Consider the following 18,478-nt stretch of genomic DNA (forward strand, 5'->3'; position numbering starts at 1 on the left):
CCCCAGCCGGAGGCGGGGGAGGGGAGGGATTCGTGAGACGGATGACTGCTCGGCCCGCGAACGTGCACCAGGCGCGCCTGTTGCGCCTGTTGCGCGACGGAGGCCCCAACTCCCGCGCGCAGCTGGGCGATCTGGTGGACCTGTCCCGTTCCAAGCTCGCGGTCGAGGTGGACCGGCTCCTCGAGACGGGACTGGTGGTCGCGGACGGGCTCGCCGCCTCACGCGGCGGACGCCGCTCGCACAACCTCCGGCTCGCCCCGGCGCTGCGCTTCCTCGGCGTCGACATCGGGGCCACCTCGATCGACGTCGCCGTCACCAATGCCGAGCTGGAGGTCCTGGGACACCTGAACCAGCCCGTGGACGTCCGCGAAGGGCCCGTCGCCGTCTTCGAACGGGTCCTCGCCATGGCGGACAAGCTGAAGGCGTCGGGGGTCGCGGAGGGGTTCGACGGCGCCGGCATCGGCGTCCCCGGGCCCGTCCGCTTCCCCGAGGGCGTGCCCGTCGCCCCGCCGATCATGCCCGGCTGGGACGGCTTTCCCGTCCGTGAGGCCCTCAGTCAGGACCTCGGCTGCCCGGTGATGGTCGACAACGACGTGAACCTCATGGCGATGGGGGAGCAGCACGCGGGCGTCGCCCGCTCCGTCGGCGACTACCTCTGCGTCAAGATCGGTACCGGCATCGGCTGCGGCATCGTGATCGGCGGCCAGGTCTACCGCGGGACGACGGGCAGCGCCGGCGACATCGGGCACATCCAGGTCCAGCCGGACGGACGGGCCTGCGCCTGCGGCAACCTGGGGTGCCTGGAGGCGCACTTCAGCGGCGCGGCGCTGGCCCGCGACGCGGAGGACGCGGCGCGCTCGGGCCGGTCGGCGCACCTCGCCGCGCGGCTGGAGACGGCCGGGGAGCTCACCGCCGCCGACGTCTCGGCTGCCGCCGCGGCGGGGGACACCGTGGCCCTGGAGCTGATCCGCGAGGGCGGACAGCGGCTGGGCCAGGTCATCGCCGGGCTCGTCAGCTTCTTCAACCCGGGACTCGTCGTCATCGGCGGTGGTGTCACCGGGCTCGGCCACACCCTGCTGGCCAGCGTCCGTACCCAGGTCTACCGCCAGTCGCTGCCGCTCGCGACCGGCAACCTCCCCATCGTCCTGGGGGAGTTGGGACCCACCGCCGGAGTCATCGGCGCGGCCCGCCTCATCAGCGACCACGTCTTCTCACCGGCCTGACCCCCCGCCGGGCACCCCGCCCGGCCCCGCCCCTCCTCCAGCAGCCGTGACGCCGCACGCCGAGGCGCGTACGGCCTCACGGCCCGGCACCGCCGCACCACCGACTCACCGCACCACCGCACCACGCAACGGTCCCGTGGCCGTCGGCCACGCCCGCTCATCCCGCACGCGCCGGTACGCCCGAGGCCGCGGGTCCCCGAGCCCTTCGCCCGTTCCGTCCCGTCCCACGCCGCTCACCGTGCCCCGCTCCGCCCTGCCCGCTCACGGCCGCATCCGCCGAGGGGATCCCGATGGCCACACGCCCACCGCTGCTCACGATGAACCGCATCACCAAGTCGTTCCCCGGCGTCCGCGCCCTGGACGGCGTGGACCTCGAGGTCCACGCCGGCGAAGTCCACTGCCTCCTCGGTCAGAACGGCGCCGGCAAGTCCACCCTCATCAAGGTCCTCGCCGGAGCCCACCGGCCCGACGACGGCGAGATCACGTGGGCCGGCGAGCCGGTCTCCCTGAGCTCTCCGACCGCGGCCATGCGGCTCGGGATCGCCACCATCTACCAGGAGCTGGACCTGGTCGGCGGGCTGTCCGTCGCCGAGAACGTGTTCCTCGGGAACGAGCCGACCTCCGCCGGGTTCGTCGTGCGCGGCGGCCGGGCCCGCGCGGCCGCCGGCCGGCTGCTCGAACGCCTCGGGCACCCGGAGATCGACCCGGCCCGGCTCGTCGGCGAGCTGTCCGCCGCCCAGCAGCAGATCGTCTCCATGGCCCGGGCGCTCTCCCACGAGGTGCGGCTGATCGTCATGGACGAGCCGTCCGCCGCGCTCGACCCCGACGAGGTCGACAACCTCTTCCGCATCGTCGCCGAACTCACCGCGGACGGCGTCGCCGTCGTGTACATCTCCCACCGGCTGGAGGAGATCCGCCGCATCGGCGACCGGGTCACGGTCCTGAAGGACGGCCGCTCCGTCGCCGGAGGACTGCCCGCCGACACCACCCCGACCCGCGACATCGTCGCCCTGATGACCGGCCGCACCGTCGAGCACGTCTTCCCGGAACGCCCCGACCGCCCCGACGACACCGACGGCACCGCCGCCCGTGACCCCGTCCTCACGGTCGAGGGGCTCACCCGGAGCGGCGAGTTCGCCCCCCTCGACCTCGAACTGCGGCCCGGCGAGATCGTCGGCCTCGCCGGGCTCGTGGGCTCCGGACGCAGCGAGATCCTGGAGACGATCTACGGGGCCCGCACGTCCGACGCGGGCCGCGTCCTCGTCGACGGCGTCCCGCTGCGCCCGGGCAGCGTCCGCGCCGCCGTCCGGGCCGGGATCGGACTGGCCCCCGAGGAACGCAAGGCGCAGGCCCTGCTGATGCTGGAGTCCGTCGGGAGCAACGTCTCGGTCTCCACCCTCTCCCGCTACTCCCGCGCGGGCTGGCTCGACCGGCGTGCCGAGCGCGCCGCCGCGCACCGTGCGGTGCGCGAACTGTCGCTGCGGCCCGACGACCCGGACGCGGCGATCAGGACGCTGTCCGGCGGCAACCAGCAGAAGGCCGTGCTCGCCCGCTGGCTGCTGCGCGGCTGCAAGGTGCTGCTCCTCGACGAGCCGACCCGGGGCGTCGACATCGGCGCCCGGGCGGAGCTCTACGCCGTGATCCGCCGGCTGGCCGACGAAGGACTGGCGGTACTGCTCGTCTCCAGCGAGGTTCCCGAGGTCCTCGGGCTCGCCGACCGCGTGCTGGTGCTCCGCGAGGGCTCCGTCGTGCACACGGCGCCGGCCCGGGAGCTCGACGAGCACCGCGTACTCGATCTCGTGATGGAAGGGAACCCGACGCCATGACGCAGCCGGCCTCCGCGGCGCGGAAGGACGCGCCGACGTCCGCCGCCACCTCCGACACCGGCGGGAAGCCGATCCACCGGCCGGCGCTGATGCGGTGGGACGTGCGCAGCTTGTCGCTGCTCGGCGTCCTCGCCGTCCTCGTCGCCGTCGGCGGGATCACCCAGCCCGACTCCTTCCTCGCCACCAGCAACCTCCAACTCGTCCTGACCCAGGCCTCGGTCATCGGCGTCGTCACCGTCGGCATGACGTTCGTCATCACCAGCGGCGGCATCGACCTGTCGGTCGGCGCGATCGTGGCCCTCGCGTCCGTGTGGGCGACGACCGTCGCCACCCAGGAATTCGGCTTCGCGGGCATCCTCTTCACCGCGGTGCTCGTCGGCGTCGGCTGCGGTCTCGTGAACGGGCTGCTGATCGCGTACGGCGGCCTGGTGCCGTTCATCGCCACCCTGGCCATGCTGGCGTCCGCCCGGGGGCTCGCCCTCCAGATCACGGACGGCAGGACCCAGATGGTGACGGTGACCGACGTCCTCGACCTCGGGGTCAAGGACGCCTACGTCCTCGGCGTCCCGCCGCTGGTCCTCGTCTTCGCCGCCGTGACCGTCGTCGGCTGGCTGCTGCTCAACCGGACCACGTTCGGCCGCCGCACCGTCGCCGTCGGCGGCAACGCGGAAGCGGCCCGGCTCGCCGGCATCGACGTCCGCCGGCAGCGCCTGTACCTGTACCTGCTGTCCGGACTGTGCTGCGGGATCGCCGCGTTCATGCTGATCGTCCTCGCCGGATCGGGCCAGAACACCAACGGCAACCTGTACGAACTCGACGCCATCGCCGCGGCCATCATCGGCGGCACCCTCCTCAGCGGCGGGCGCGGCACCATCGTCGGCTCCGTCCTCGGCGTCCTGATCTTCACGACCATCACCAACATCTTCGCCCTCAACAACCTGGAGACGGCGGTCCAGCAGATCGCCAAGGGGGCGATCATCGTGGCCGCCGTCCTCGTCCAGCGCCGCACCCTGCGCGGCGGCGACGCCTGACCGCCTCCTCCCCCCCCGCACCCTCCCTCCCGTCCACCCGAACCGAACCGAGCCGACCCGCCCCGCCCAGCCGAAGGGTTGATCCGCCATGTCCCGAACCGCCCCCAGTCGCAGAGGACTTCTGTTCGGCACCGCCGCCGTCTCCGCCGGAGCGCTGCTGACCGCCTGCACCAGCAACGAGCCCAAGCAGCAGGAGCAGCCGGCCGGCAACACCCCGGCCGCCGACGACAAGCCCGGCAAGCCCGTCACCATCGGCTTCGCCGGACCCCAGGCCGACCACGGCTGGCTCAACGCCATCAACCAGAACGCCAAGTCCCGCGCCGCGAAGTACTCCGACGTCACCCTGGAGATCACCGAGGGCTCCAACGACACCGCCGCCCAGATCGGCCAGGTGCAGACCCTCATCAACAAGAAGGTCGACGTCCTCGTCATCCTGCCCGCCGACGGCAAGGCGCTCACCCAGGTCGGCCTCCAGGCGATGCGGGCCGGCATCCCCGTCGTCAACCTGGACCGCGTCTTCGCCTCCCCGCAGGCGTACCGCTGCTGGATCGGCGGCGACAACTACGGCATGGGGCTCAACGCCGGCACGTACATCGGCGAGCAGCTCAAGGACAAGCCGAACGCCAAGGTCGTCGAACTCGCCGGCCTGGACAACCTCGAACTCACCCGGCAGCGCACCCAGGGCTTCGACGACGCCCTGAAGAACTACCCCAACATCACCAAGGTCGCCCGGCAGGCCGCCGACTTCACCGTCGAGTCCGGCCAGGCGAAGATGGCCCAGCTCCTCCAGGCGCAGCCCGCCTTCGACGCCCTCTGGAACCACGACGACGACCAGGGCGTCGGCGCGCTCCGCGCCATCGCGCAGGCCGGCCGCGACGACTTCCTGATGGTCGGCGGTGCCGGGGCGAAGTCCGCGATGGACGCCATCAAGGCCGGCACCGGCGTCCTCAAGGCCACCGTCCTCTACCCGCCGACGATGGCCGCGTCCGCCATCGACCTCGCCCGCGCGCTCGGTCAGGGCAAGGGCGTGGGCGGCCTCGCGGAGCTGGAGATCCCGTCCTCGCTGACGCTCTACTCCGCCGTCGTCACCAAGGAGAACGTCGACGACTACCTGCCCACCGGCTTCAACTGACCGGGTCCGGGCTCCCGGGGGGATGCCCGGCTTCGCAGCACACCGACGAGTCAGTGACTCTCCGACCAGGAGGAACCGTATGGAACAGCGGGACAGCGACGCGACCGCGCCGCCCGGACTGGGCGTCGGCATGGTGGGGTACGCGTTCATGGGTGCCGCGCACTCACAGGGCTGGCGCAATGTGAGCCGGGTGTTCGACCTGCCGCTGCGGCCCGTCCTCGCGGCGGTCGCGGGCCGGGACGCGGGCGCCGTCCGGGCCGCCGCCGAGCGGCACGGCTGGGCGGCGGCGGAGACGGACTGGCGCGCCCTGATCGCCCGGGACGACGTGCAGCTCGTCGACATCTGCACCCCGGGGGACAGCCATGCGGAGATCGCGATCGCGGCGCTGGAAGCCGGGAAGCACGTCCTGTGCGAGAAGCCGCTCGCGAACTCGGTGGCCGAGGCCGAGGCCATGGCCTCCGCCGCCGAGGCGGCCCGCGCCCGCGGCCAGGTGGCGATGGTCGGCTTCAACTACCGGCGCGTGCCCGCCCTCTCGTACGCCCGCCGCCTCATCGCCGAGGGCCGGCTCGGCACCCTGCGCCACGTCCGGGTGAGCTACCTCCAGGACTGGCTGGTCGATCCCGACTTCCCGCTGACCTGGCGGCTGGAGCGCGAGCACGCCGGGTCGGGGGCGCTGGGCGACCTCGGCGCGCACATCGTCGACCTCGCGCAGTACCTGGCGGGGGAGCCGATCGTCGGGGTGTCCGCCCAGACGGAGACCTTCGTACGGGAACGGCCCCGGCTCGCCGCGGCGGCGGCCGGCCTGTCCGCGCCGTCCGGACAGGCCGCCGCCGGCGCCCCGCTCGGGCCGGTGACCGTCGACGACGCGGCCGTCTTCACCGGACGGCTCGCCTCGGGGGCGCTCGCCGCCTTCGAGGCCAGCCGGATGGCCTCCGGCCGCAAGAACCAGCTCCGGCTGGAGATCAACGGGGAGCGGGGCTCGCTCGCCTTCGACCTGGAGCGGCTCAACGAGCTCTCCTTCCACGACCACCGCGAGCCCGCCGCCACCTCGGGCTTCCGGCGGATCCTCGTCACCGAGGCCGATCACCCGTACCTGGAGGCGTGGTGGCCGCCCGGCCACACCCTCGGCTACGAGCACACCTTCACCCACCAGGCCCGTGACCTGGTCGTCGCGATCGGAGCCGGCACCGAGCCGTCGCCGTCCTTCGCCGACGGGCTGCGGGTGCAGCGGGTGCTCGCCGCGGTCGAGGAGAGCGCCCGGAAGAACGCCGTCTACACACCCGTCGAGGAAGCGTCGGCCGGGGTCCGGTAGGGGACCCGGCACGCACACCGCCGTTTGGAGGCTTCATGCCGCGTCCGTTCACGCTGTTCACCGGCCAGTGGGCCGACCTGCCGCTGGAGGAGGTCTGCCGGCTCGCCCGCGACTTCGGCTACGACGGCCTCGAACTCGCCTGCTGGGGCGACCACTTCGAGGTCGACAAGGCCCTCGCCGACCCGTCGTACCTCGCGGGCCGGCACGCCCTGCTCGACAAGTACGGCCTGAAGTGCTGGGCGATCTCGAACCACTTGGTCGGCCAGGCGGTCTGCGACCATCCGATCGACGAACGCCATCAGGGCATCCTGCCCGCCCGGATCTGGGGCGACGGCGAGCCCGAGGGCGTGCGGCGGCGGGCCGCCGCCGAGATGCGGGACACCGCGCGCGCCGCGGCCGCCTTCGGCGTCGACACCGTCGTCGGCTTCACCGGCTCCTCCATCTGGCACCTGGTGGCGATGTTCCCGCCCGTGCCGGAACGGATGGTCGAGCGCGGGTACGAGGACTTCGCCGAGCGGTGGAACCCCGTCCTCGACGTCTTCGACGCCGAGGGGGTCCGCTTCGCCCACGAGGTCCACCCCGGCGAGATCGCGTACGACTACTGGACGACGCGCCGCGCCCTGGAGGCGGTGGACCACCGGCCGGCCTTCGGGCTCAACTTCGACCCCAGTCACTTCGTCTGGCAGGACCTCGACCCGGTCGGCTTCCTGTACGACTTCCGGGACCGGATCTACCACGTCGACTGCAAGGAGGCGCGCAAGCGCCTCGACGGGCGCAACGGCCGGCTCGGCTCCCACCTGCCGTGGGGCGACCCGAGGCGCGGCTGGGACTTCGTGTCCGCCGGACACGGGGACGTGCCCTGGGAGGACGTCTTCCGCATGCTGCGGTCCATCGGCTACCGGGGCCCCGTGTCCGTCGAGTGGGAGGACGCCGGGATGGACCGGCTCACCGGCGCGCCCGAGGCACTCGCCCACCTGAAGCGGTTCGACTTCGACCCGCCGGCCGCCTCGTTCGACGCGGCGTTCTCCGGCGGCGACCGGTAGGACCCCCGGTCAGGCCCGGTGGCGAGGGGCGCCACCGGGCGGTCCGGCCTGCCCGCACCCGTCTTTGTCCTGACGCGGGAGAAAGTTTGGCCGATCTGCTGCGCAAGGGCTTTCCGTCACGGACGAACGGGGCTACGGTCCCCTCAGATCACCACCACGGCCCCTGGCCCCACCGGACCGCCGGCCCCCACCGGCCACCCGGAAACGGCCCGGCCCCCACCGGCCACCCGGAAACCGCCCGGCCCCTCCCGGAACCCTCCGGACCGGGCGAGGGCCCGCACCGCACAGCGCCCCCCGCCCCTCGCACCTCGCCGCAGGGCGGCCCGCCCCGCCCCCGCTCCGCCCGCAGGCAGGGGCGCCGCCGCGGCACCCCGCCCCCAGCCCTCCACCCCCCGCACCCAACGACCGGCAAGGAGGCAGCCCGTGACTGACACCCACGCACGCACCGGAGTCTGGTTCGCCGGAGCACGCGGCTCCGTGGCGACCACGGCCGTCGCCGGATGCGCCGCCGCCCGCACCGGACTGCACCCGGCGACCGGGATGGTCACCGAGACGTCCGCGTTCGCCGGCAGCGGACTGCCGTCGCTGGCCGCGCTCGTCTTCGGCGGCCACGACATCGTGTCCTGCCCGCTCCCCAAGCGCGCCGAACTCCTCACCGGCGCCGGCGTGCTCCCGCACGGCCTCGCGGCCGCCGTCCACGCCGAACTCGCCGCCGCCGACGAGGAGATCCGCACCGGAGGCCCCCTCCCGGACGACCCCCGCACCGACGCCGAACTCATCGCCGACCTCGCCGCCGACCTCGTGTCCTTCCGCGCCCGCCACGCCCTGGCACGCGTGGTCGTCGTCAACGTCTCCTGCACGGAGCCGCCGCCCGCGCCCGGCGCCGAACGCCTGCCGCCCAGCTCCCTCTACGCCGCCGCGGCCCTGCGGGCCGGCTGCCCGTACGTCGACTTCACCCCGTCCACCGGGCTGCGCACCCCGGACCTCACGGCCGCCGCGACCGCCGCCGGACTGCCCCACGCGGGCCGCGACGGCAAGACCGGCCAGACGCTGCTCCGCTCCGTCCTCGCCCCGATGTTCGTCCAGCGCGCCCTGGACGTACGGGCCTGGTCCGGCACCAACCTGCTCGGCGGAGGAGACGGGGCGACACTGGCCGACCCCGCCGCCGCGGCGGCGAAGAACGCCGGCAAGGAACGCGTCCTCACGGAGACGCTCGGCCACCGGCCGGAGGGCCGGGTCCACATCGACGACGTCCCCGCGCTCGGCGACTGGAAGACGGCCTGGGACCACATCGCCTTCGAGGGCTTCCTCGGCTCGCGGATGGTCCTCCAGACCATCTGGCAGGGCTGCGACTCCGCGCTCGCCGCGCCCCTCGTCCTCGACCTGGCCCGCCTGGTCGCCCGGGCCCACGAGGCCGGCCTCTCCGGCCCGCTCCCGCAGCTCGGCTTCTACTTCAAGGACCCGGACGGCGGCCCCGCCGGCCTCGCGGAACAGTTCGCCGAGCTGCTGGCGTTCGCCGACCGGCTCCGGGAGGCGAAGTGACGGGCCCCCGCCACCCGGACCCCACCGGACGGCAAGGAGGCCGGATCCGGGCCTGGGCCGAGCTGCTGCGCGTCTCCGCGCTGTTCAGCGTGCCCGGGGACGCGCTCGCCGGGGCCGCGGCCGTCGGTCTGCGGCCCGGCCGGGGGACCGCGTACGCGGTGGGCGCGTCGCTCTGCCTGTACGAGGCGGGCATGGCGCTCAACGACTGGGCCGACCGCGAGGAGGACGCCGTCGACCGGCCCCACCGCCCCCTGCCCTCCGGCCGGATCGCACCGGCCGCGGCGCTGGGCGCGGCCGGCCTCCTGACCGCCGCCGGGCTCGCCCTCGCCTCCCGCGCCGGCCGCCCGGCCCTCACCGTGGCCGCCGCCCTGGCCGGCACCGTATGGGCCTACGACCTCCGCCTCAAGCACACGCCCGCCGCCCCCGCCGCCATGGCCGCCGCCCGCGCCCTCGACCTCGTCCTGGGCGCCGCGGCCACCGGCCCCGTACCGCGCCGGGCCCCCGCCGTCCTCCGGGTCGCGGCGCCCGCCGGCGCGCTCGCCGTCCACACGTACGCCGTCACCGCCGTGTCCCGGCACGAGGCGCAGGGGGGCTCGACGCTCGCCCCGCTCGGAGCCCTCGCCGCCACGTCCGCGCTCGGGGCCGTCACCGCCCACCGGGCGCTCCGGAAGCCGCGTGACGCGGCGGCGCTCGTACCGCTGCTGCCCGCCGCCCTCTACGCCGGCACCGCCGCCGCACCCCTGCTCCACGCCGCGCTCAACCCGTCCCCGCCCCTCACGCGGCGCGCCGTCGGCGCCGGGATCCGCGCCATGATCCCGCTCCAGGCCGCCCTCGCGGCCCGCGCCGGAGCGGTCGGCACCGGACTCGGCGTGCTGGGGCTCGCCCCCCTCGCCCGCACCCTCGCACGGAAGGTCAGCGCCACATGAGCGAACGGCGGCCACTCCGCCTCGGATACGGCACCAACGGCCTCACCGACCTCCGCCTCGACGACGCCCTCGGACTGCTCGCGGACCTGGGCTACGACGGCGTCGGGCTCACGCTCGACCACATGCACCTGGACCCGCTCGCGCCCGGCCTCGCCGCCCGCACCGCCCGGGTCGCCCGCCGGCTCGGCGCGCTCGGACTCACCGCGACCGTCGAGACCGGGGCCCGGTACGTGCTCGACCCGCGCCGCAAGCACGGCCCCTCGCTGCTCGACGCCGACCCGCGAGGCCGCGCCGCCCGGGTCCGCCTGCTGCTCACCGCCGTCGGGGTCGCGGCGGACCTCGGGGCGCACGCCGTGCACTGCTTCAGCGGCGTCACCCCGCCGGGCACCGACGACGCCACCGCCTGGCGGCGCCTGACGGAGGCGCTGGCGCCCGTGCTCGACGCCGCCGCCGACGCGGGCGTGCCGCTCGCGATCGAACCCGAACCGGGCCACCTCCTCGCCACGCTCGACGACTTCCACCGGCTGCGCGCCGCGCTCGGCGACCCCGCGCCCCTCGGCCTCACCCTCGACATCGGCCACTGCCAGTGCCTGGAGACGGAGCCGCCCGCCGCGTGCGTCCGCGCGGCGGCGCCCTGGCTGCGACACGTGCAGATCGAGGACATGCGGCGCGGTGTCCACGAGCACCTGCCGTTCGGCGAGGGCGAGATCGACTTCCCGCCCGTCCTCGACGCCCTCGCCGCCACCGGCTACCAGGGCCTCACCGTCGTCGAACTGCCCCGCCACGCGCACGCCGGCCCGCGACTGGCCGCGGAATCCGTCGCGTTCCTCCGCGACGCGGCCGCGACCGCCGCGAAGGGGACGCCGGCATGCTGACGCCGCCACCGCCCCGGACCCGCGCGGACGTCGCTGCCCGGCTGCCCGACGACCAGGCCCGCGCCTGGTTCACCGAGGCCCTGGCCGACGCCACCCGCGCGGCGACGGCGCGGGAGGCACCGCCCGCCCAGGCACCGCCCGCGCCCCGCCCCGCCTGGCAGCTCCGCTTCGTCACCGCCGGCCGGCACTGCGGCCAGGACGCCGCGGACGCCGTACGGGCCCTGCTGCTGATCGAGGCCCGGGCCGACACCGAGACGCTGACGCGTCTGTACCGGGAAGGCAGTGCCGCCGAGCGACGCGCGGTGCTCCTCGCCCTGCCCTCCCTCGTCGACGGCCCGCAGGCCACCCCCCTCGTGGACGACGCCCTGCGCACGCACGACACCCGGCTGATCGCCGCCGCCGTGGGCCCGTACGCCGCCGCCCACCTGACCCCGCACGCCTGGCGGCACGCCGTCCTGAAGTGCCTCTTCACCGGCGTGCCGCTGACCGCCGTGGCGGACCTGGCGCGGCGGGCCGCCGGCGACGCGGAGCTCGCCCGCATGCTCGCCGCGCACGCCGCCGAACGCACCGCCGCGGGCCGGGAGCTCTCCCGCGACCTCCGCCACGCCCTGACCCTGACCGGCGTACCGACCGAGGAGCCGTGATGCGCATCTTCGACCCGCACATCCACATGACGTCGCGCACCACCGACGACTACGAGGCGATGTACGCGGCGGGCGTCCGCGCCGTGGTCGAGCCGGCCTTCTGGCTCGGTCAGCCGCGCACCTCTCCCGCCAGCTTCTTCGACTACTTCGACGCGCTGCTCGGCTGGGAGCCGTTCCGCGCCGCCCAGTACGGCATCGCGCACCACTGCACGCTCGCGCTCAACCCCAAGGAAGCCAACGACCCGCGCTGCACCCCCGTCCTCGACGAGCTGCCCCGCTACCTCGTCAAGGACTCCGTCGTCGCCGTCGGCGAGATCGGCTACGACGCGATGACCCCCGCCGAGGACACCGCGCTCGCCGCCCAGCTCCAGCTCGCCGCCGACCACGGCCTGCCCGCCCTCGTCCACACCCCGCACCGGGACAAGCTCGCCGGACTCCACCGGACCCTCGACGTCGTCCGCGAGTCGGCCCTGCCCGTCGAGCGGACCCTCCTCGACCACCTCAACGAGACGACCGTCGCCGCCGCCGCGGACAGCGGCTGCTGGCTCGGCTTCTCCGTCTACCCCGACACCAAGATGGACACGGACCGCATGGTCACCGTCCTGCGGACCTTCGGCACCGAGCGGATCCTCGTCAACTCGGCCGCCGACTGGGGCAGGAGCGATCCGCTGAAGACCCGCGAGGTCGCCGACGCCATGCTCGCCGCCGGCTTCACCGACGACGACGTCGACCGGGTCCTGTGGCGCAACCCCGTCGCCTTCTACGGCCTCAGCGGCCGGCTCCGGCTCGACGTCCCGGTCCCGGACGCCCTGCACGAGGGCAACTCCGTGCTCCGCGGCGGGGAATGAGGGGGGGGGACCGTGCGCTTCCGCCATCCGGACGGCACCCTCGTCCACCTCTCCTACTGCACCAACGTCCACCCCGCCGAGACCCTCGACGGCGTCCTCGCCCAGCTCCGCGACCACTGCGAGCCCGTGCGCCGGCGCCTCGGCCGCGACCGGCTCGGCATCGGCCTCTGGCTCGCCAAGGGCGCCGCCCACGCCCTGGTCGACGACCCGGTGGCGCTGCGCGGACTCCAGACCGAGCTGGACCGCCGCGGCCTCGAAGTCGTCACCCTCAACGGCTTCCCCTACGAGGGCTTCGGCGCCGAGGCGGTCAAGCACCGCGTCTACCGCCCCGACTGGACCGAGCCGGAGCGCCTCGCCCACACCACCGACCTCGCCCGCCTCCTCGCCGCCCTGCTCCCCGACGACGTCGCCGAGGGCAGCGTCTCCACCCTGCCGCTCGCCTGGCGCACCCGCTTCGACGCGGACGCCGCCGCCACCGCCCGGTCCGCCCTCATCACCCTCGCGGAACGGCTCGACGCACTGGAGGAGCTGACCGGCAAGTCCGTCCGCATCGCCCTCGAACCCGAACCCGGCTGCGTGGTGGAGACCACCGCCGACGCCATCGGACCGCTCACCGGCCTGCCCGGCGACCGCGTCGGCGTCTGCGTCGACACCTGCCACCTCGCGACCTCCTTCGAGGACCCGGCCACGGCGCTCGCCGCACTCGACGCCGCCGGCGTCCGCGTCCCCAAGGCCCAGCTCTCCACCGCCCTGCACGCCGAGCACCCCCACCGGCCCGAGGTGCGCGAGGCCCTCGCCTCCTACGCCGAACCGCGCTTCCTGCACCAGACCCGCACGGTCACCGCCGACGGGCTGCGCGGCACCGACGACCTGCCCGAGGCGCTCGCGGGGGACACCCTGCCCGCCACGGCCCCCTGGCGCGCCCACTTCCACGTCCCCCTGCACGCCCCGCCGGCCCCGCCGCTCACCTCCACCCTCCCCGTCCTCCAGGACGCCCTCACCCACCTGGTCGGCGGCGCCCACCCCCGCACCCGCCACCTGGAGGTCGAGACGTACACCTGGCAGGCCCTCCCGCCGGGGGCGCGGCCCCGGACCCGAGGCCGCCTCGCCGACGGCATCGCCGCCGAACTCACCCTCGCCCGCGACCTGCTCACCGACCTCGGCCTGAAGGAACTCCCGTGACCGATGCGAAACCCCCGGCCGACGGTCGCCCGACCCCCCTCCTCGTCCTCGACGTCGTCGGCCTCACCCCCCGGCTCCTCGACCACATGCCCCGCCTCCGCGCCCTCGCCGACTCCGGCTCCCGCGCGCCCCTGACCACCGTGCTGCCCGCGGTCACCTGCGCCGCCCAGTCCACCTTCCTCACCGGCGCCCTCCCAGCCGAGCACGGCGTCGTCGGCAACGGCTGGTACTTCCGCGAACTCGGCGAGGTCCTGCTGTGGCGCCAGCACAACGGCCTGGTCGCCGGCGACAAGATCTGGGACGCCGCCCGCCGCGCCCATCCCGGCTACACCGTCGCCAACATCTGCTGGTGGTACGCGATGGGCGCCGACACCGACATCACCGTCACCCCCCGCCCCGTCTACTACGCCGACGGGCGCAAGGAACCCGACTGCTACACCCGCCCTCCGGCCCTCCACGACGAACTCACCGCGGAGTTCGGCACGTTCCCCCTCTTCCGGTTCTGGGGTCCGGGCGCCTCCCTCGCCTCCAGCCGGTGGATCGCGGACGCCACCCGCCACATCATGCGCACCCGCCGCCCCGACCTGACGCTCTGCTACCTCCCGCACCTCGACTACGACCTCCAGCGATACGGCCCCGACGACCCGCGCTCGCTCCGCGCCGCCGCCGAACTCGACGCCGTCATCGGCCCGTTGCTCGACGACGCCCGCGCCGAGGGCCGCACGGTCGTCGCCCTGTCCGAGTACGGGATCACCCGCGTCAGCCGCCCCGTGGACATCAACCGCGCCCTGCGGCGCACCGGGCTCCTCGACGTCCACACCCAGGACGGCATGGAGTACCTCGACCCGATGGCCTCCCGGGCCTTCGCCGTCGCCGACCACCAGCTCGCCCACGTCTACGTCCGCCGCCCCGAGGACCTCGCGGCCGTTCGCGCCGCCCTCCGGGACCTGCCCGGCGTCGAGCGACTCCTCGACGACGAGGGAAAGAAGGCGCACGGCCTGGACCACCCCCGCTCCGGCGAACTGGTCGCCGTCGCCGAACCGGACGCCTGGTTCACGTACTACTACTGGCTGGACGACGCGCGCGCCCCCGACTTCGCCCGGCTCGTCGAGATCCACCGCAAGCCCGGCTACGACCCGGCCGAACTCTTCATGGACCCCCAGGACCCGTACGTACGGCTCAAGGCCGCGGCCGCCGTGGCCCGCAAGAAGGCCGGTCTGCGCTACCGCGTGGCGGTCGTGCCCCTGGACCCGTCACCCGTCCGCGGCAGCCACGGCCGGCTGCCCACCGACGACGCGGACGGCCCGCTCGTCCTCTGCTCCGCCCCCGGCGTCCTGCCCGGCCGCACCGCGGCCACCGAGGTGAAGCCGCTCCTCCTGCGGCTCGCCGGCCTCGCCTGACCCGGCACGCGCCGCCCCCCCCAGAACCGCCACCCCCCGAACCGCCGCGTCCTCCGCCGGGCCGCTCCGCCGCTCGGTCCCGAGCCCTCCGGCGCCCGGACGCACCCGCACCCCGTGACAACGAAAGCGAGAAAGCCGTGACCGTGTCCCCCGAAGAGACCACCGCCGGCGACGCGCTGCGCCGCACGCTCGGTGTCAGCCGCCGCCGCTTCCTCAGCACCTGCACGGCCACCGCGGCCGTGGCGATCGCCGCCCCCGTCTTCGGCTCCTCACCGGCCCTGGCGCAGCCCGAGCGGCAGCCGTCCGGGGACCGCGGCCGCTCCGCCCTCGTCCCCCCGGACAAGCGCGGACTGATCCTCTACACCGTCCGGGACGCGGTGGCACGCGACCCGCTCGCCTCCGACCTGCCGTCCGGCTTCCGCGAGGTGTTCCGGCAGCTGGCCCGGTACGGCTACCGCCAGGTCGAGTTCGCCGGGTACCGCCAGCACGCCAACGCCCCCGGCGGCGCGGACCTCGGCACCGTCGAGGGCGCCCGGCTGATGCGCTCCTGGCTCGACGAGCACGGGCTGCGCGCCCAGGGCAGCCACGGCTTCATCCCGGGCTCCTGGCCGCTCACCCCGGCCGACCTGGAGGCGTTCCGGCGGGCCCTGGAGATCGCGAACATCCTCGGCATGGAGCACATGGGCACCGGCGGCGACCCGACCGGCAGCCCCTACCGCGCCGACTGGGACGCCGCCGCCGACAAGTGGAACACCCTGGGCGCCCTCGCCGCCCGCGAGGGGATCAAGCTCTACACCCACAACCACGACAGCGCCTACGACTTCCTCCTCGACGGCGGCCCGCTCGACGACCGGGGCCGGCCCACCCGCAGCTCCGGCGTCCGCAAGCTGGAGTACTTCCTCCAGGTCAGCGACCCCAGAAGCGTCTACCTGGAGCTGGACGTCTTCTGGGCCCACGTCGCCCAGTACAAGTTCCACACGTACACCGCCCACGACGGCTCCCGGCACGAGCGGATCTTCGACCCGGCCGGGCTCGTGGTCCGCCACACGCCCCGCTTCCCGCTCTTCCACGCCAAGGACGGCGTGATCAACCCGCAGAGCGGCCTGGGCTACGACATGGTGCCGTTCGGCACCGGCGACATCGACTACCGGCGGTTCTTCACCCGGGTCGGCGCGAAGAACCGCCACCACCCGATGGTCGAGCAGGACACCGCCCCGAGCACCACCGTCCCCGGCCAGTCGCTGGAGTACGCCCGCATCGGCTACGACAACCTCGCCGCCCTCCGCGCCCACCGCTGACCACGACGCACCGCCCCGAACCAGTAGCGAAGGAGCTCCGCGTGCGCAACAGACGGATCGTCACCCTCCTGGGCACGGCGGCCCTGGCCGGCGCCATCGGGCTGCTGCCCCTGGCCCCGGTCCAGGCCACTCCCGCACCGGACGCGGCCGCGTCCGCCGCGTCGGCCGATCCGGCCTTCCAGAAGGTCACCCTCAACGACCGGCCGGGCGAGCCCATGGCCCTCGCCGTCCTGCCCGACCTGCGCGTCCTGCACACCGCGCGCACCGGCGAGATCCGCGTCCACGACCCGAAGAGCGGCGTCAACTTCCTCGCCGCCGACATGAAGAAGAGCCCCGCCGGGCTCTACCAGCACGACGAGGAGGGCGTCCAGGGCATCGCCGTCGACCCCGACTTCGCCAGGAACCACTGGGTCTACCTCTACTACTCGCCCCGCCTCACCACCCCCATGGACGACCCGGCCACCCCGGGCGTCAACGAGGGCGACGCCCCGCAGACCGGCACGCCCGAGGACTTCGCCCCGTACAAGGGCTACACCCGGCTCTCCCGGTTCAAGCTCACGGGGAACAAGCTGGACTACGCCTCCGAGCAGAAGATCATCGACATCCCCGCCGACCGCGGCCTCTGCTGCCACGTCGGCGGCAAGATCGACTTCGACCACCGGGGCAACCTGTTCCTGTCGACCGGTGACGACTCCAACCCCTTCTCCTCGGACGGCTACGCCCCGATCGACGACCGCCCCGACCGCAACCCCGCCTACGACGCCCGCCGCACCTCCGGCAACACGAACGACCTGCGCGGCAAGGTGCTCCGCATCAAGGTCAAGCGCCACGGCGGCTACGTGGTCCCCGACGGCAACCTCTTCGCGCCCGGCACCCCGAAGACCCGCCCCGAGATCTACGCCATGGGCCTGCGCAACCCCTTCCGCTTCGGCGTGGACAAGCGGACCGGCGAGGTCTACGTCGGCGACTACTCGCCCGACGCCCAGAAGGCCAGCCCGGACCGCGGCCCCGCCGGCCACGGCCGCTGGATGGTCGTCGACCGCCCCGCCAACTACGGCTGGCCGTTCTGCGTGAGCCAGGACCTGCCGTACCAGGACTACGACTTCGCCACCAAGGAGTCGAGCGGCGCCTTCGACTGCGCCGCCCCCGTCAACGACTCGCGCCACAACACCGGCCTCGACCGGCTGCCCCCGGTCGAGGACGCCGAGATCATCTACGGCTACGGCGCCTCCGCCCAGTTCCCGCAGCTCGGCACGGGCGGCATCGGTCCCATGGGCGGACCGGCCTACCGCTACGACAAGCGCAACACCGCCGAGAACCGCTGGCCCGCCTCCCTCGCCGGCAAGCCGCTCTTCTACGAGTGGACCCGCGACCAGATGAAGGCGCTCACCCTCGGCAAGCGCAACGAGGTCCTCGCGATCGAGGACGCCGTTCCGGGGATCCGGACGGACGGGCCGATCGACGCCGAGTTCGGACCCGACGGCGCGCTCTACGTCCTGGAGTACGGCACCGGCTACTTCGCCGAACTTCCCGAGGCCCAGCTCGCCCGCATCGACTACGTCCGGGGCAACCGCACGCCCGAACCCAAGGTCACGGCGGACGCCGTCAACGGCGTCAACCCGCTGACGGTCCGCTTCTCCGCCGCCGGCACGCGGGACGCCGACGGGGACGCGCTCCGCTACGCCTGGGACTTCGACGCCGACGGCACCGTGGACTCCACCCAGGCCGACCCGACGCACACGTACACCACGAACGGCGTCTTCGAAGCCACCCTCAACGTCACCGACAGCACCGGCCGCTCCGCCGCCACCGCCGTCCAGGTCGTCGTCGGCAACAAGGCGCCGGTCGTCTCCCTCACCACCGACCCCGCTCCGCACGGCGGCACCGCGTTCCACTGGGGCGACACGGTCACCTGGAAGGTCGACGTCACCGACGACCAGCCGGTCGACTGCGCGAAGGTCACCGTCTCCTTCGTCCTCGGCCACGACTCCCACGGCCACCCCCTGTCGACCAGCACCGGCTGCTCGGGCTCGTTCCGCACCTTCGTGGACGGCGGCCACTCGGGCGCGGACAACCTGAAGGCCGTCTTCAACGCCTCGTACAGGGACACCCCTCCGGCGGGTCTGCCGTCCCTCTCGGGCAGCGCGGAGGTGGCACTGACGCCGGCGGACTGACACGCACCACGTCCTGGTCGGG

At 74.4% G+C, this 18,478-nt stretch carries 15 protein-coding genes; all 15 read left to right on the forward strand.

Features of this window, described 5'->3' with window-relative positions; all coding sequences use genetic code 11:
• Positions 1–41 precede the first annotated feature (41 nt).
• The 15 genes from IE245_RS31590 (at position 42) to IE245_RS31660 (ending at position 18,456) form a co-directional block, all read left to right on the forward strand.
• Positions 42–1,223 carry an ROK family transcriptional regulator gene (locus IE245_RS31590; protein WP_189953894.1) on the forward strand — a complete coding sequence of 394 codons (1,182 nt, stop codon included), beginning with the start codon at positions 42–44 and terminating at the stop codon, positions 1,221–1,223.
• Between the two features lie 290 nt (positions 1,224–1,513).
• Positions 1,514–3,049, forward strand: a complete 1,536-nt coding sequence (locus IE245_RS31595) for a sugar ABC transporter ATP-binding protein (protein ID WP_189953896.1) — start codon at positions 1,514–1,516, stop codon at positions 3,047–3,049.
• Positions 3,046–4,080 carry an ABC transporter permease gene (locus IE245_RS31600; protein ID WP_189953898.1) on the forward strand — a complete coding sequence of 345 codons (1,035 nt, stop codon included), beginning with the start codon at positions 3,046–3,048 and terminating at the stop codon, positions 4,078–4,080. Before IE245_RS31595 ends, IE245_RS31600 begins: the two co-directional genes overlap by 4 nt.
• A gap of 88 nt (positions 4,081–4,168) precedes the next feature.
• Entirely contained in the window at positions 4,169–5,212 is a 1,044-nt protein-coding gene (locus IE245_RS31605) for a substrate-binding domain-containing protein (protein ID WP_189953900.1), read from the forward strand.
• A gap of 79 nt (positions 5,213–5,291) precedes the next feature.
• Entirely contained in the window at positions 5,292–6,524 is a 1,233-nt protein-coding gene (locus tag IE245_RS31610) for a Gfo/Idh/MocA family protein (RefSeq protein ID WP_189953902.1), read from the forward strand.
• 35 nt (positions 6,525–6,559) lie between these two features.
• The gene (locus tag IE245_RS31615) at positions 6,560–7,567 is read left to right on the forward strand and encodes a sugar phosphate isomerase/epimerase family protein (RefSeq protein ID WP_189953905.1); all 1,008 of its coding nucleotides are present in this window, start codon (positions 6,560–6,562) and stop codon (positions 7,565–7,567) included.
• A 423-nt stretch (positions 7,568–7,990) separates the two neighbouring features.
• The gene (locus IE245_RS31620; protein ID WP_189953907.1) at positions 7,991–9,109 is read left to right on the forward strand and encodes an inositol-3-phosphate synthase; all 1,119 of its coding nucleotides are present in this window, start codon (positions 7,991–7,993) and stop codon (positions 9,107–9,109) included.
• Positions 9,106–10,035, forward strand: coding sequence for an SCO3242 family prenyltransferase (locus IE245_RS31625; protein ID WP_229851760.1), 930 nt, complete (start codon positions 9,106–9,108; stop codon positions 10,033–10,035). Before IE245_RS31620 ends, IE245_RS31625 begins: the two co-directional genes overlap by 4 nt.
• Positions 10,032–10,910, forward strand: a complete 879-nt coding sequence (locus IE245_RS31630; protein ID WP_189953909.1) for a sugar phosphate isomerase/epimerase family protein — start codon at positions 10,032–10,034, stop codon at positions 10,908–10,910. The genes IE245_RS31625 and IE245_RS31630 overlap by 4 nt, the downstream gene beginning before the upstream one ends.
• Positions 10,904–11,554 (forward strand): EboA domain-containing protein, encoded by a 651-nt coding sequence (locus IE245_RS31635; RefSeq protein ID WP_189953911.1) that lies wholly within the window; start codon positions 10,904–10,906, stop codon positions 11,552–11,554. The genes IE245_RS31630 and IE245_RS31635 overlap by 7 nt, the downstream gene beginning before the upstream one ends.
• Positions 11,554–12,402, forward strand: coding sequence for a TatD family hydrolase (locus IE245_RS31640; RefSeq protein ID WP_189953912.1), 849 nt, complete (start codon positions 11,554–11,556; stop codon positions 12,400–12,402). Before IE245_RS31635 ends, IE245_RS31640 begins: the two co-directional genes overlap by 1 nt.
• A gap of 12 nt (positions 12,403–12,414) precedes the next feature.
• Positions 12,415–13,584 (forward strand): metabolite traffic protein EboE, encoded by a 1,170-nt coding sequence (gene eboE / locus IE245_RS31645; protein ID WP_189953914.1) that lies wholly within the window; start codon positions 12,415–12,417, stop codon positions 13,582–13,584.
• The gene (locus IE245_RS31650) at positions 13,581–14,984 is read left to right on the forward strand and encodes an alkaline phosphatase family protein (RefSeq protein WP_189953916.1); all 1,404 of its coding nucleotides are present in this window, start codon (positions 13,581–13,583) and stop codon (positions 14,982–14,984) included. Before eboE ends, IE245_RS31650 begins: the two co-directional genes overlap by 4 nt.
• A 143-nt stretch (positions 14,985–15,127) precedes the next feature.
• Complete coding sequence (locus IE245_RS31655) at positions 15,128–16,282, forward strand: sugar phosphate isomerase/epimerase family protein (protein WP_373305437.1); 1,155 nt, start codon at positions 15,128–15,130, stop codon at positions 16,280–16,282.
• Positions 16,283–16,323: 41 nt separating this feature from the next.
• Complete coding sequence (locus tag IE245_RS31660; RefSeq protein WP_189953920.1) at positions 16,324–18,456, forward strand: PQQ-dependent sugar dehydrogenase; 2,133 nt, start codon at positions 16,324–16,326, stop codon at positions 18,454–18,456.
• Positions 18,457–18,478: the final 22 nt, after the last annotated feature.

This window comes from Streptomyces roseolus (assembly GCF_014649855.1).
Lineage (GTDB): Bacteria > Actinomycetota > Actinomycetes > Streptomycetales > Streptomycetaceae > Streptomyces > Streptomyces roseolus.

What these genes read in the sequence shown, in the direction of transcription:
- IE245_RS31590 (WP_189953894.1), top strand. Translation starts at nt 42, where the DNA reads ATGACTGCTCGGCCCGCGAACGTGCACCAGGCGCGCCTGTTGCGCCTG.
- IE245_RS31595 (WP_189953896.1), top strand. Translation starts at nt 1,514, where the DNA reads ATGGCCACACGCCCACCGCTGCTCACGATGAACCGCATCACCAAGTCG.
- IE245_RS31600 (WP_189953898.1), top strand. Translation starts at nt 3,046, where the DNA reads ATGACGCAGCCGGCCTCCGCGGCGCGGAAGGACGCGCCGACGTCCGCC.
- IE245_RS31605 (WP_189953900.1), top strand. Translation starts at nt 4,169, where the DNA reads ATGTCCCGAACCGCCCCCAGTCGCAGAGGACTTCTGTTCGGCACCGCC.
- IE245_RS31610 (WP_189953902.1), top strand. Translation starts at nt 5,292, where the DNA reads ATGGAACAGCGGGACAGCGACGCGACCGCGCCGCCCGGACTGGGCGTC.
- IE245_RS31615 (WP_189953905.1), top strand. Translation starts at nt 6,560, where the DNA reads ATGCCGCGTCCGTTCACGCTGTTCACCGGCCAGTGGGCCGACCTGCCG.
- IE245_RS31630 (WP_189953909.1), top strand. Translation starts at nt 10,032, where the DNA reads ATGAGCGAACGGCGGCCACTCCGCCTCGGATACGGCACCAACGGCCTC.
- IE245_RS31635 (WP_189953911.1), top strand. Translation starts at nt 10,904, where the DNA reads ATGCTGACGCCGCCACCGCCCCGGACCCGCGCGGACGTCGCTGCCCGG.
- IE245_RS31640 (WP_189953912.1), top strand. Translation starts at nt 11,554, where the DNA reads ATGCGCATCTTCGACCCGCACATCCACATGACGTCGCGCACCACCGAC.